This is a genomic window from Bowmanella yangjiangensis (assembly GCF_017255015.1).
In the GTDB taxonomy this organism is placed as follows: domain Bacteria; phylum Pseudomonadota; class Gammaproteobacteria; order Enterobacterales; family Alteromonadaceae; genus Bowmanella; species Bowmanella yangjiangensis.
The window spans coordinates 21,539-35,888 of record NZ_JAFKCS010000022.1 but is presented as its reverse complement, the minus strand read 5'-3'; the positions used below and the strand labels follow the sequence as shown (position 1 = coordinate 35,888).

Here is a 14,350-nt window from a genome sequence, read left to right as displayed (position 1 = left end):
AGCAATTCGCTCCCCTTTTACTTTTTACCCCTGAGACCTGCGCCTGATTGTTGATGGTGAATATACTGGGCTATGTCACGAAAGGTGCTTACCCAAAAGCGCTTAGGGTGTTTGGCCAGATAGGCTAAAAAGGCATCGTGAACATCAGCGTTAACACGCATATGGTCGCCCCCCACACCGTGAAAACTAATACTGGCCAAGGTACCGCGTTTGGCCGCTTGTTCCACATAGGCAATTAACGCATCCAGACTTGGCTGGTCAGGAAACCAGGTGGGGGTGTGTGATAGATTCAATTCATCCATACTGACCAGCGGCGCCCCAGGCAGGCGTATGGCAGCAAACTTAGGTTCAATGGCGCTGACGTAATCACCGTCTTTAGTCTGCCGATCTCCACAAGGTGGTGTGTAAGTGCGTACCGTCTGGCCATCAATGGCATACAAAAAACTGCTGGCCTGGCTTACTTCGCGTAGCATGCGGGTCATGCTCCAGTTATCTAACTGGTTCTCTGCCTCCACCCACTCACGTCCGGGCAAGTCTGCCCGGCAGGGGTGATTGATACTGTGATTGGCCAGTTCATGACCGCTTAACGCGGCAGCACGCCAGGCATCCATGCGTTCGACCAACACCGGGGAAGACAAGGTCAGATAAAAAGTCCCGCGCAGGCCGTGTTTATTCAGTTGCGGGATGGCGATATCCAACTGGCTGGCCAGGGCATCGTCATAGCCGAGACTCACCGCTGCCTGCTGGCCATCCGGCCAGGTGAAATCCTTGGCGATACCTGACTGACTCAACACACTCAGGGTGATGCCGGTTGCGATTATCCATTTGCTCATTTACAGGTTCCCCTCACTTTGTTGAACCGCAGCTTAGAGGCTTTTACCTGGCTAATACAAGATTATTTGAGGCACTGCTGCGGGGCAGTGACACCCGGCTGCAAGCGGATATCGGCCAAACTGATATCAAGTTCCCCTTTGACCTGCAAACTAAATGGGCTGAATACCCTGGCCAACTGCTCCGCTTCGGCAAAGCAGGCTAAAGCAAAAGACAATTGATGCCACTGCCCTGTGGGTAATTGGGCTAATTTATCGCTGATATCCAGTTCAGCGCGACATCCCTCTCCACACAACATGGCAAGCCGCACTTCGGCCTGGGCTGGACTGCCAAGCTTAACCGTGAGGTTCAGTACTGCACCACTTTCCAGGTAGGTACGCAGATCTTGCGGGAAAGCGGCACCAATCTGGATTTCGCCTGTGGCCGAACCGTCAAAACGCAATAGGCGACTGTCTTCCTGAATTTTCCAGTCACTGGTGCGCAAACTCACCGGACCTTGTTGCTGTACGCTGCTGACCACTGCCTGGGTGTGGCCAACTTCGCCAATACTCAATTGCCACGGCGCTTTGATGTTGTTTTCAAACAGCACCAGTGGTGACAAGTCACTATTGGCGGCGCTTAGTGTTTCATTCAGGTGGGGGGCCAGTACCTCAGCATCACCGTAACGCAGACCAAAACCATAAGGCAGCAAGGGCTGATAATCAGCATCATGACGGTTGACTGTGGTTTGTTCTGGCGTGGCGGGCCAGGAGAAAGACAGCTTACCTTTGAAATCATAGTTGACTGTGCCATCGGCTTTCTTCAACAGCACATCCGCAATGCCAACGCCCTCCGAGCCAGGTAGCCAGGCCGCCACAAAGGCATCTGCCGCATTCAATTCCGGGTTCACCCATAGCGGCCGGCCACTGAGAAATACTGCCACTACAGGAATGCCTTGAGCTTTGAGCTTGCTTAGCAGGGCCAGGTCAGTTTTATTACCCCGTTGGTATTCCAGATTGGCCAGATCGCCGTTACCTTCTGCATAGGGTTCTTCACCGAACACCACAACAGCAACATCGGGTCGCTGTGTAAAGCTGCCATCCTGTGAAAGTGTGACTTTGCCCCCTGCTGCTTGCATGGCCTGTTTAAAACCGTCGTATATTGAGGTGGCGCCTGGAAAATCACCGTTCTGATTCCCTGTGCCCTGCCAGGTGATAGTCCAGCCACCCGACTGCTTGCCGATATTGTTGGCCCCATCACCGGCCAGCAATATATGCGCGCGGGGATCCAATGGCAGCAACTGGTGATGGTTTTTAAGTAAAACCAATGATTCACGCACGGCCTGGCGTGCGACAGCCCGGTGTGCGGGATGGCCTATCAGGTTTTGCTTGGCCGCCAACGCACGCTGCGCAGGCGAGGGCTTATCAAACAAACCTGCGCGCAGTTTGACCCGCAGAATCCGCGCTACTGCATCATCCAAGCGCTGGGTACTGATTTGCCCTGATTTAACCTGGGCTATGGTGTTTTCCAACAGTGGCTTCCAGGCCTGAGTGGGTACCATATACATATCCAGTCCGGCGTTGAGTGCGTCAGGACAGCTTTCGTTACTGCAACCAGGGATCTGGCCATGCCCGTTCCAGTCACCTACCACAAAGCCGTCAAAGCCCATGCGCTGTTTGAGAACCTGGGTCAGCAAATAAGGGTTACCGTGATTTTTCACCCCATGCCAGCTGTTAAACGAGGCCATTACCGATTGCGCACCAGCGGTTAAACCACCAATGTAACCTTGGGCATGGATGTCAAAAAGTTCCCGCTCCGTGGCCAGATTATCGCCCTGATCATCGCCGCCTTGTGTGCCGCCATCACCGAGGAAATGTTTAACCGTACTTATCACATGTTGCTCAGAGAGAAAGTCATTTCCCCGCCCTTGCAAGCCTTTGACTATGGCGTAGGCGTAGTCACGCACAATATCCGGGTCTTCTGAATAGGCCTCATAGGTACGACCCCAGCGATCATCGCGGGTAACCGCCACTGTGGGGGCAAAGATCCAGTCGATGCCGGTTGCCGCCACTTCTTTGGCAGTGGCTTCGGCTATCTGTTCGATTAGCGCCGGATTACGCGTGGCGCCCAGACCAATGTTGTGCGGAAATAAGGTCGCACCAATCACGTTATTATGGCCATGCACTGCATCGGTGCCCCACATGGTGGGGATGCGACTGCCATCCAGGCTATCATCCACAGAGGCTTGATACATGGCTTCAGCAAGCTTTACCCAGTCCTGCACTGAGGCATGTTTGTTGTTGTTGGGAAAGGCACCGCCACCGTTCAGGTAAGAGCCAAATCCATAACGGCGCATATCCTCAACACTGATATCACGGATTTCCGGCTGCATGGTCTGTGCGACTTTTTGCTCTATGGTCATGCTCGCCAGCAAGGTCTTTACCCGCGTTTCGATCTCAGTACTGGCGACCACCTCTGAACGGATCACCGGCCAGTAGTCCGGTACAGCCGTCTCAACCGCGTTTTGCTGCGGTTCATTATCTGTGCATGACATCAGCAGCGCACTCAGTGTCAGTAGCGGTAATGAAATAGGTAAAGTGCGTATCATTTGGCTACCTCATTGTGCACAAAAGCGGGTGAAGATTGGCGTACCCTGGCTCCGACCAGGCCATAAAATGCGATATACAGATAGCAAACCAGCGGCAGCAGGAACGACAACTGCAAACCAATATTGTCAGCCAGTATGCCTTGCATTAGCGGTACCAATGCGCCGCCAACAATGGCCAGACACAGCAATCCTGATCCCCGGCCGGTATCCAGCCCAAGATTCTTAATGGCCAGACTGAAGATGGTAGGAAACATTATGGAGTTGCATAGTCCCACCGCCAGGATGCTCCACATGGCAAGGCTTCCATCAGCCACAATGGCGGTGAGGATTAGCGCCATGGACGCCAGGCTGTTAACCGCCAGTAATAAACCTGGGGCCACGCGCTGCATCAACAGGGCACCGATAAAACGTCCAACCATAGCGCCGCCCCAGTAATAGGCAATGTACTTAGCGGCTTGCGCTTCGCTCATACCCATAACCTGGTCTTCACCGAGGAAGTTAACCAGAAAGCTGCCAATGGATACTTCCGCACCTACGTAGACAAAAATACCCAGGGCACCCAGCACCAAATGCGGATACTGCCACAAGGAGACTTTACTGGTGTTGGTGGTGCTTTGCCCATGTTCCTGTGTCGGATTAGGTAAGTGCAGCTTCAGGAAGGTTAGTGCCATGGCTGCCAGCAGTATGGCCAGGCCGATATAGGGCAGGATCACCGAATCAGCGCTCTGCTGTGCGTCTGCAGCGTGAGAAAATATCAGCAAACCACCTACCACTGGTGCCACCGTGGTTCCGAGCGAGTTAAACGCCTGCGTCATCGTCAAACGGCTGGAGGCGGTCTTTGGACTACCCAGCAAGGTAACCAAAGGATTGGCCGCTACTTGCAGTATGGTGATACCGCTGGCCAGTACGAATAGCGCCAGCAGAAACATCCAATAGGTGGTGTAGAGTGCGGATGGCACAAACAGCACGCAGCCGCAGGCTGCCGTCAAAAGGCCGGTAGCAATGCCACGCTGAAAACCTATGCGGTCCACCAATTGCCCGGCAGGCACCGAAATCAAAAAATACGCCCCGAAGAAGCAGAACTGCACCAGCATGGCCTGGGTGTAGTTGAGATTGAATACCGCTTTTAAATGCGGGATAAGTATGTCGTTTAAGGCCGTTATAAATCCCCACATAAAAAATAACGAGGTTAACGACACCAGGGCAAAGGTCAGATTAGCAGTAGGGGATTTGATCCCCGAAGCGGCGTTGTGCATAGCAATTTCCGGCTTAGCTGAGGGCTGGTAACGTTTTACATTGACCGGCCAGTTACAAGGGTTTAACATTTGTGAAAGCGCTTACATTATTAGCATCACTGAATCCCTTGCGCAACACATAGCTGGTGTAAAGCAAATTTAGATGCCCGGGCGTACTGTCGTTAATTGAATGTTAAAACCCAGAGCTGATTGGATAACACCTTGAATAACAAACGCATTGAACTGCCCCATGGCGCACCGCTGCTAAGTCCGGATTTTCTTTTTGGGGTGGCCACAGCCGCGTTCCAGATCGAAGGCGCGGCACAAAGCCGTTTGCCCTGTATCTGGGATACCTTTTGTGCCACTCCCGGTAAGATCCGCGACGGCTCAAATGGTCTGCAAGCCTGCCAGCATGTTGAACACTGGTTGCAGGATATTGAGCTTATCCATGCCATGGGGGTGGATGCCTATCGTTTCTCGGTGTCTTGGCCCAGAGTGATGCATGAAGACGGCAGCCCCAATCAGCAAGGCTTGGACTTTTATCTGCGCTTGTTAGACAAGCTGAATGCTTTGGGGATTAAGGCCTTTGTTACCCTCTACCATTGGGATTTACCTCAGCACCTTGAAGATAAAGGGGGCTGGTTAAATCGCCAAACCGCCTACCAATTTCGTGAATATGCTGATTTGGTATCTCGAACCTTTGGTGAGCGGGTCTATTCTTATGCCACGCTGAACGAGCCATACTGCAGTGCCTATCTTGGCTATGAAATTGGTGTGCATGCCCCTGGGCATAAAAATAAAGCCTGGGGCAAACAGGCAGCCCATCATTTATTGCTTGCCCATGGATTGGCTATGCAGGTGCTGGCAAAAAATGCCCCGCACGCACAAAACGGTATCGTACTGAACTTCAGCCCTTGCTATGCAAAAACCAACTCGGCAGAAGATATTCAGGCCGCACAGAATGCCGATCAGTACTTTAACCACTGGTATTTGCGTCCGGTCATGGAAGGCCGCTATCCTGACTTAATTCATGCTCTGCCTGCTGATGAGCGTCCTGTGATTGAAGAAGGTGACATGCAAGTGATTGCTCACCCACTGGATTACCTGGGCATCAACTATTATACCCGTGAGATTTATTCCGCCGACCAGCACGAACTGTTTCGAGGCGGACAGGAAAAGTCGCTACCATTGACCGATATGGGTTGGGAGATTTATCCGCAGGGATTAAAAAATCTGTTACTTGCTTACCACCAGCAGTACGACCTGCCGCCGGTTTACATTACCGAGAATGGTGCGGCAATGGTGGATGAGTTGAAAGACGGTCAGGTTAATGACTGGGACCGGCTGGCGTATTTGCACAGTCATATTAATGCGGTGAATGAGGCGGCCGAGCAGGGCGTGGATATTCGCGGTTATTTTGCCTGGAGCCTGATGGATAACTTTGAATGGGCTGAAGGCTACCTCAAGCGTTTCGGTTTGGTGTATGTGGATTACGCCAGTCAGCAGCGTATTGTTAAAGCCAGCGGTCTGGCCTACCGGGACATGCTTAATCGCCGTCCTTCCAGGGTATTGAGCGGGGAGTAAAAACTGATGCTGTCGGTACGGGAGAAGGTTGCTTACGGACTTGGCGATACCGCCAGTAATATTGTCTTTCAATCGGTGATGCTGTTTCTGTCCTTCTTTTATACGGACATTTTCGGCTTGTCTCCGGCGCTGGTCGGTACCCTGTTCTTAGTGGTGCGTATCTTTGATGCCGTAACCGACCCGCTAATGGGGGCCATTAATGACAGGACCAACACCCGACACGGTAAATTTCGTCCTTATCTGTTATGGCTGGCGGTGCCCTTCGGCATTATCAGCGTACTGGCTTTTACCACACCCGATCTCAGTCCGGACGGCAAGGCGGTGTATGCCTTCGTTACTTACGGTTTACTGATGTTGGCCTATACGGCGATTAATATCCCTTACTCGGCCCTCGGTGGGGTGTTGACTGCTAATCCCACCGAGCGGGTGTCGGTGCAATCTTATCGATTTGTGTTTGGTATGTTAGGTGGCTTGTTGGTAACCGCCTGCACGTTGCCGTTGGTGGATTTCTTTGGCGCTGGAGATAAAGCCAAAGGCTATCAAATGACCATCGCGGCCATGAGTGTGCTCGGGGTTATTATGTTTTGGCTGTGTTTTGCCGGAACCAAGGAAAGAGTGTTTCCGCCCGCCGAGCAAAAATCCAGTTTCTGGCAGGATATGGCATCCCTTTGGCACAATGATCAATGGCGTATTCTGAGCCTGGCAGCGCTGTTTGTGCTGGTGGGTATGGTGCTACGCAATACCCTGGCCATTTACTACGTGAAGTATTATTTGGGGCGCGAAGATCTGATTACCTTATTTGTGACCTTGGGTATGCTGGGCAATATTGCTGGCTGTGCCGTCGCCCAGTGGCTGGCGGCCAGAGTGTGCAAGGTCAAAGCTTATATGGCGATTCAAGTGATTGCGGCACTGCTGTGTGTGGTCAGCTACTTTATCGGCCCAGAGCAAACGTTACTGGCCTTTATTATCTATGTGCTGTGGTGCTTTATATTGCAAATGGGCACGCCTTTGTTATGGGCCAAAATGGCCGATGTAGTCGACTACGGCCAGTATCGCAGCGGCATACGCATTACCGGTATGACGTATTCCTCAGTGGTGTTTTTCATCAAAATGGGATTGGCGATTGGTGGTGCTATGGCCGGATGGTTACTGGCGTTTTATGGCTACCAGCCTGACCAGGCGCAATCCGCCGATACCCTGCAGGGGATTTTGTTATCCTTCACCTGGCTGCCGGCGCTGGCCTTTTTAATAGTGGCGCTGGTCATGAAGTTCTATAAACTCGGCACTCAGGAAGTCGAAAAAGTCAGAGTAGCGATAGAAAGCCGCTAGGAGTGCAATAGAGTTAGCATGGCAACCATTTACCAAGTTTCTGAACGGGCCGGTGTCTCACTGGCTACTGTCTCCCGGGTAATGAACGGCAGCGCCAAGGTTGGGGAAGCTACCCGCAATAAAGTGCTGCAAGCCATGCAGGAGCTTAACTATCGACCCAATTCTATTGCCCAGTCACTGGCGTCAAACTGCTCGAATAGCGTCGGCATGCTGGTGTCTGAAGTGCATGGTCCTTTCTTTGGTGAAATGATGAGTGGCGTGGAGAACGAACTGCGCTCGGTGGGCAAACACGTGATTATTGCCGCTGGCCACAGTGATGTTGAAAGCGAAAAAGACGCCATTGAATTCCTTATTAGCCGCAAGTGCGATGCGCTGATCCTGCATGTTGACGCGGTGTCTGATGAGTATTTGTTGGAACTGAATAAGCAGACGCCGGTGGTGGTGTTAAACCGTCATGTGGCCGGCATGGATGAAAACTGTATTTGCCTTAACAACGAATTGGGTGGCTATCTGGCTACAAAAGCCATGCTGGACCTGGGGCATCAGCAAATCGCTTATATTTCCGGCCCCTTGTTTAAACTGGATGTGCGCGAGCGTCTGGCGGGCCACAAGCGAGCCTTACAGGAAGCTGGCAGAGCCTTTGACGAGGGCTTGTTTGTGGAAGGAGACTTTCATGAAGCCGGCGGGGTGGCTGCCATGGAACAGTTGCTAAAGCACAAGCAACCCTTTAGTGCCGTGGTGTGCGCCAATGACGAGATGGCCTGCGGCGCCATGAATTGCGCCCGCGATCATCAACTGGATATCCCGGCGGATGTGTCCATTATGGGTTTCGATAATGTGATTATATCCCGTTACACCTTCCCGCATTTAAGTACTATTGATTTCCCCGCCGGTGAAATGGGCCGCATGGCCGCCCGCTGGGTGCGTAAGCACATTTATCAGGACGATAAACTCAAGGTACAAAACCTGTTTGAACCTAGCCTGGTATTGCGTGATTCTGTAAGCCGTCGTTAATTCCCTTGATTGCTTGAGTACCCTAGGTCACACCGCACAGGTACGCCACCCATCTCCCGCCCCTGTGTTTTGAGGCCATCCCGACAGCTTTATCTACCTTCAACTTTTTGTTGGAACGGCCATGGCATGCCAACGCAGTTTGGGTAATACAAAAAAGGCACCCGTAAAGGGTGCCTCTAGCTATGTTCACCAATAAGGTGGGGGAAGCGAGCGGTTAGAAGGTATAACGTAAGCCCAGGGCATAGCGGGCATCATTTTGCTGCGCCAGCAGCATCTGCTCCTGGAAGCGGCCATGCACGCGTTTTTCCTGCTCGAGTATGTTGATACCTTCGAAGAACACTACCAGCTCCTCATTAACCTGGTAGCTGACACTCAGGTCCAACTGACCATAGGCTTCTGTGAACTGCGGGGCTGGGCCGCCGGCTTCCGCCTGACCCATATCGGACAAGAAGTCATCCCGCCAGTTGTAGGCCAAACGTGCCTGCCAGCGTTCATCTTCATAGAACACCGCGAAGTTGGCCGAGTCGCTCAAACCCGGTAGGGCAAACTGCTCGTCGGTACGCTGCACATCGTATTCGGTATCTCCGTTGACCTTAGTGTAGTTGAGGCTAAAGCCCAGGCCGGTATCCCACAACCAATGCTGCCAGGCCAACTCCCAGCCACGAATGCTGAGATCTTCCACGTTATTAGGCTTGCTGATATTCCAGGTGGCAACAGGGTCATTGTCTGACTGGACAACCCGGTTCTCATCGTTGCCATAACCGTTATCCAGTAACCATTGAAAAACTGCTTCATCACTGGGGGTTTGGTTGTTGGCGATCAGCTCCGCCCGCGCTTGCTCGGCGGCGGGTCCCATAAAGGGGTCACGCAGATGGTCATACTGCTCAGTGGAGATGGTGTTCATCAGGAAGTTTTCTACGTCCTTGTTAAACCAACCCACAGAAAGATAACTGGCATCGTCGTAATAGTACTCAACCGAGAGATCGATATTGTCTGAACTATATGGTTTAAGGGCTGGGTTTCCGGCAAAACCAGTACGAGAGCCGACTTTAGGAATTGGCGTCAGTGAGGTGGTTGCCCGCATAGAGCCCAGAGTAGGACGGGTAATGGTTTTGCTGTATGAGACACGGGTGATGAGATCTTCACGTAGTTCCAAACGCAAATCCAAACTTGGCAGAAGCTCACTGTAGTCGTGCGTTTCATGGCTGAAGGTAAAATCATCGGAGAACAGCGTCTGCCACTCTGTTGGGTTCAGCCATACCACCTGTTGGGCTTCTTGTTGCATGCTGCTAGCCGTGACGTCGGTTTGCTCATAACGCAAACCTGCGACTACATCCAATGGCATATCGTAAAGCTCACTCTGGATATTGGCCTGGATATACACCGCTTTGGTTTTTTCCTCGATGTTGTGGTCATCCTGCCAAGGGGCTGCAACATATTCTACGTCATACAAGCCTTCGGCTTTTTGCATGGCAGCCGCTTGGTCGTAGCTGTAGTAGTAAGGAATTAACATCTCACTACCACCGCCGCTGAAGTCTGATAGAAAATCTGAACCCAGCCCCACAAACTGTACATCGTCTTTCCACAGGCCCATATTTCCATACCAGCCTGCACTGATAGGACCTGTATAGCTAGCTTGTGCATGAGTCTGCATTGACAGGTATGACAAACCAAAATCAATGGATGCCAGGGCACTGTCATTGGGGTTTACCCAGCTACCATCAAACTGGGTTTGCTGAACATCTGTTTCATTACGCCCGGCTCTGACACCTGCAAACAATGACGCATAATGTTCTGGCAGCAGGTGGGGTTCACCGGCCGGATTCAGATTGGCGTAATTGGCACCCAGTAAAGGGATATCTGTTGAGGTGGCGTCGTAAGTTTTATCTGAGACGTTTAAGGCACCGAGGATGAAGAAGATATTATCGGCATAATTGTCCAGGCCGCCTTCTGATACCGCTTCGGAGTCATGCATATCAAGACTGAAGCTAAGCTGCTCGCTGGCTTGCCAATCGATATTCAGGCCCAGAGAGGTGTTGCGATTCTTACTGGCATTTTGATTCATGGTGCCAGAGTAGTCCCCATCAACCTCGGTGACCCGGTCAAACGTACCGTTTTCATTGATATGCGCAGAGGTGGCGTTGCCAGGGCCGGAAAACCATAAACCCCAGGTATCGGTACTGGACACATCTTCCAGTTGTGAGTATGTGTAGTCGGCGGTAATTTCGAGATTCTCGACTGGGGCGTATTGCACCACAAATTGCGCATTGGCGCGCTCTCGCTCAATATCTTCGGTGGCAAAACCCACGTTCCTGGCATAGAAGGTATTGCCGTAGGGGTTCTTGTTGTTGTCTTCCACCACCGCATTGGGGTTAAGGTCGCCGTGAATGTTTTGTCGCCAGCCGTCTATGGTGGCGCGTTTGACGTTGCTGTCACGCTTTTGATAGGAGGCCGACAAGCCTAACCCCAGTTTATTGTCCATAAAGGTGTTGCTGACAATGCCGGAGATCTCCGGCGTCAGATTGTCACCAGATTCGACACTGGTGTCGTGGTGGGCTTTAACACCGAAGCTGGCGACCATGGATTTGCTGCTCAATGGACGCGCTGTTTGAATATTTATGGTCGAACCGATACCACCGGACGCCACATCGGCTTTTCCGGTTTTGTAAATTTCCACAGCGCTGACACTGTCAGATGCCAGATTGGCAAACTCGAAGGAGCGGGTTGACTCACCAGATACCTGGGCGGTAGGCATCACCCTGTTATTCAGCAAAACCAGGTTAAAATCAGGGCCAAAGCCCCTTACTGTGACTTTACTGCCTTCACCATTTTGGCGGTCGATAGATACACCCGTAATACGCTGTAATGATTCAGCCAGGTTAGTGTCGGGAAACTTACCTATGTCTTCCGCCGAAATGGCATCTACTACCCCATCACTGCTGCGTTTAACGTCCATGGCGCGGATCTGGCTACTGCGAATCCCTGAAACCTGAATGACTTCTACTTCTTCAGCACCCTGAACCGCGTCCTGAGCAAAGGCTGGGGACAACGTTGCCCCCAAAATTAACGACAAGCAGGTCGCCAGCCGGGTTTTATTGAATGTGTTGCTTTTCATGTGTCCCCCGATGTAACCAATGACATCGAATCATTTTGTTTTGTAAGCGCTTACAATTTCTGGTCAGAAAAAAGCGCCTGACCTGAATTGCGTGGCGCCGCCGGCCCAAAGTAATTATGCGCTGACTGTTAATGGCAAGTGTAACATCTCGTTAACCTTTGGGCATAAGGTTTGTGCCAGGTTACTTAAATGCAGTAATGCTGACCTATACACTTGCACAACAAGGCCTGGGACAGTTTTTCTTAGTGATGGAATGATGCATCTTAACTGTTTCTGTAGGCATGTAAGCGCTTTCATTAAGTTAGTTCGTTTTGATTTGTGATGCAAGTGTTTTTGAAATGTTAAATGTTTGGGGTGCTGTAAGCTGGGCTTTTAGGTACCAATCTTTCCTGCCCAAAGTTGAGTTTTATAGAAGCCGACTGGCTGCGTAAAGCTTCGTCGATGTGCTATTGCTTTAATAAAAAGCTGCTATCTTTACTTATTGATTCTCATGCTTTTTATTGCGGTCCAGCAAGTTCGCTCTAGCTGGAAGGGAAGGATTCTGAACCGCAATTTCAGTCTGTTAATTCGCCGGAACAATGATATGACCATTAAGAATCTTCTCAGACTTGCCTTTGGTGTGACAATAGGGGTGGCCGCTCTACTCTTATTGATTGTTTTATTGCTGAAACAAAACCTGACTGACAGCTTTAACGCGGCCGAATTTCGTTACCAATCAAGCCATTTGGCCAAGCTGTCCGCTACCAACTCCGCAACCCTTACGCTTTTGGCCCGCCATTATGTGGTTACGCTTGAAGAGAAATATCTGGATGCCTACAACCTGTTGGTGGAGCAGATTCAGGGTAATGCTAGATGGGAAGATGGCAGAGCCACTGGCTATCTGGAGCGTTTACGCGAATTAGGCATTGATAGTAGTGATTTAGCTTATCTGGAGCAATCCAATGAGCTGTCCATGGCCTTGGTCAACACCGAAGTGGCGGCCTTTGATCTGGTCGCGCCTTTTAAGCATAAAAATATTAGTGACTTAACTGAGCAAGAACGGTTGAGCTGGCTTAAAGCCGTGGATATGGTGCATAACCAGGCCTATGAAAACGAAACTGACAAAATAAAGGCGCCTGTTGATAAGTTTATCGAGGCTATTGCGGTTTCTTCTCGCCAGGCTTTGGAAGAGACCCAGAAAAGTGCTGACAGATACAGCTTTATGAGTGTTGCAGCTGTATTGGTGATCATTATTATGCTGATCCTTTGTTACTGGTGGCTGGAAAAACGGGTTATCAGGACCAGTCACTCTCTGATTGCTAAGGCTTTGCTGATAGCCAAGGGAGATCTCACTGAGCAGATTAGCATGCCAGGCACTGACGAGTTGGCTCAGCTGGCATCGGCTTTTAACCTGATGATAGATAAACTCAGTGAGCTGCTGAGTAAAATTCGTGACCAGGCAGAGCAAGCCAATAAGGCGTCTGTGGTGCTGAGTGACATCGCCCGCCAGTCTGCAAATTTAAGCAGCAGTCAGAATAATGCTATAGAGATGATCTCCACTTCGGTATACGAAAATTCCAACGCGGTAAAAGAGGTTGCGCAAAATTGCAGTGAGGCGGCTGACTCGGCAAGTCGGGCTGACGACATGACTAACAGTGGCCAATTGACCGTTCAGCAAAGTGTCGCGTCGGTTGAGCAGGTATCACAGGTGTTGCAGACTGCCACCCAAGGGCTGCATGAACTGCAGGGCTCGGTTCAGGATATGGCCGCGATTCTGGACGTGATCAATAACATTGCAGAGCAAACCAACCTGTTGGCCCTCAATGCCGCTATCGAAGCCGCACGGGCCGGTGACCAGGGGCGGGGGTTTGCCGTTGTGGCTGACGAAGTTCGCACCCTGGCTCAGCGAACTCAGCAGTCGACTACAGAAATTCAAAGTAAGATCAATGTATTGCAGTCGGTTACTGAATCAGTTTCAAACCGCATTAAAAGTAGCGATGAGAACGCTAGGTTGGCAGTGCAGAACTCTCAGAAAGTTGGGGAACTGCTCACGGACATACAGGCCCTGGTCAAGAATATCAACGATATGAACCTGTCGATTGCGACCGCTTCTGAGCAACAGGCAAAAGTGTCGGATGACATTGCTGAACGGTTAATCATAGTGCGTGATGGTGCCGAAGAAGCTAATCAACAAAGCCGTTCGGTTTCTGCGTCATCCGAAGAGCTGCTGTCCATTGCCAGGACGCTGACTGAGGAAGTAAACCGGTTTAGACTGAGATTTTGATCAGCCAGAACAGAATATGCCCGGAAAAGACATGAAAACAGAGTTCCACAGCTTTCGTGAGTTTTATCCTTATTATTTAAAGGAGCACCGTCATCCTGTTTGTCGACGGTTGCATTTTATTGGCTCATGGTTAGTGTTAGGAATTTTGTTCTATAGTTTGTCCAGCGCCAATTATTGGGCCTTATGGTTTATGCCGATTGCGGGCTACGGGTTCGCCTGGGTAGGGCACTTCTTTTTTGAACACAATAAGCCTGCGACTTTTAAGTATCCGCTGTACAGCCTGATTGGAGACTGGGTGATGTTTAAGGACATACTGATTGGCCGGTTAAAATGCTAAGCCTGCACACAAGTGGGTGAAACGCTGGCTTGACTGAGCTTTGGCCATAAGGAGG

The 14,350-nt window shown here is 51.0% G+C and carries 9 protein-coding genes; 5 read left to right on the top strand and 4 right to left on the bottom strand.

Features of this window, described 5'->3' with window-relative positions; genetic code table 11:
- Positions 1-17: 17 nt before the first annotated feature.
- The 3 genes from J0A65_RS17840 to J0A65_RS17830 all read right to left on the bottom strand — a co-directional run bounded on the left by J0A65_RS17840 (position 18) and on the right by J0A65_RS17830 (position 4,674).
- On the bottom strand, positions 18-833 hold the full coding sequence (locus J0A65_RS17840) for a polysaccharide deacetylase family protein (protein ID WP_206595704.1): 816 nt from the start codon (positions 831-833) through the stop codon (positions 18-20).
- A gap of 62 nt (positions 834-895) precedes the next feature.
- Positions 896-3,418, bottom strand: a complete 2,523-nt coding sequence (locus J0A65_RS17835; protein WP_206595703.1) for a glycoside hydrolase family 3 protein — start codon at positions 3,416-3,418, stop codon at positions 896-898.
- Positions 3,415-4,674 (bottom strand): sugar MFS transporter, encoded by a 1,260-nt coding sequence (locus J0A65_RS17830; RefSeq protein ID WP_206595702.1) that lies wholly within the window; start codon positions 4,672-4,674, stop codon positions 3,415-3,417. Before J0A65_RS17830 ends, J0A65_RS17835 begins: the two co-directional genes overlap by 4 nt.
- A gap of 201 nt (positions 4,675-4,875) precedes the next feature.
- On the opposite strand from J0A65_RS17830, the gene J0A65_RS17825 reads away from it, so the two are divergent.
- Genes J0A65_RS17825 through J0A65_RS17815 form a run of 3 tightly spaced genes read left to right on the top strand, consistent with a single transcriptional unit; the run spans position 4,876 to position 8,580 of the window.
- Positions 4,876-6,237, top strand: a complete 1,362-nt coding sequence (locus J0A65_RS17825) for a GH1 family beta-glucosidase (protein ID WP_206595701.1) — start codon at positions 4,876-4,878, stop codon at positions 6,235-6,237.
- A gap of 6 nt (positions 6,238-6,243) precedes the next feature.
- On the top strand, positions 6,244-7,566 hold the full coding sequence (locus J0A65_RS17820) for a glycoside-pentoside-hexuronide (GPH):cation symporter (RefSeq protein WP_206595700.1): 1,323 nt from the start codon (positions 6,244-6,246) through the stop codon (positions 7,564-7,566).
- Positions 7,567-7,584: 18 nt separating this feature from the next.
- Positions 7,585-8,580, top strand: a complete 996-nt coding sequence (locus J0A65_RS17815; protein ID WP_206595699.1) for a LacI family DNA-binding transcriptional regulator — start codon at positions 7,585-7,587, stop codon at positions 8,578-8,580.
- A 214-nt stretch (positions 8,581-8,794) separates the two neighbouring features.
- Here J0A65_RS17815 and J0A65_RS17810 read toward each other — a convergent pair whose 3' ends face one another.
- The gene (locus J0A65_RS17810) at positions 8,795-11,695 is read right to left on the bottom strand and encodes a TonB-dependent receptor (RefSeq protein ID WP_206595698.1); all 2,901 of its coding nucleotides are present in this window, start codon (positions 11,693-11,695) and stop codon (positions 8,795-8,797) included.
- 583 nt (positions 11,696-12,278) lie between these two features.
- Between J0A65_RS17810 and J0A65_RS17805 the strand changes: the two genes are divergently transcribed.
- Positions 12,279-13,958: a methyl-accepting chemotaxis protein gene (locus tag J0A65_RS17805; RefSeq protein ID WP_206595697.1), complete on the top strand. Its 1,680-nt coding sequence runs from the start codon at positions 12,279-12,281 to the stop codon at positions 13,956-13,958.
- Between the two features lie 31 nt (positions 13,959-13,989).
- Positions 13,990-14,295, top strand: a complete 306-nt coding sequence (locus J0A65_RS17800; protein WP_206595696.1) for an Mpo1-like protein — start codon at positions 13,990-13,992, stop codon at positions 14,293-14,295.
- Positions 14,296-14,350: the final 55 nt, after the last annotated feature.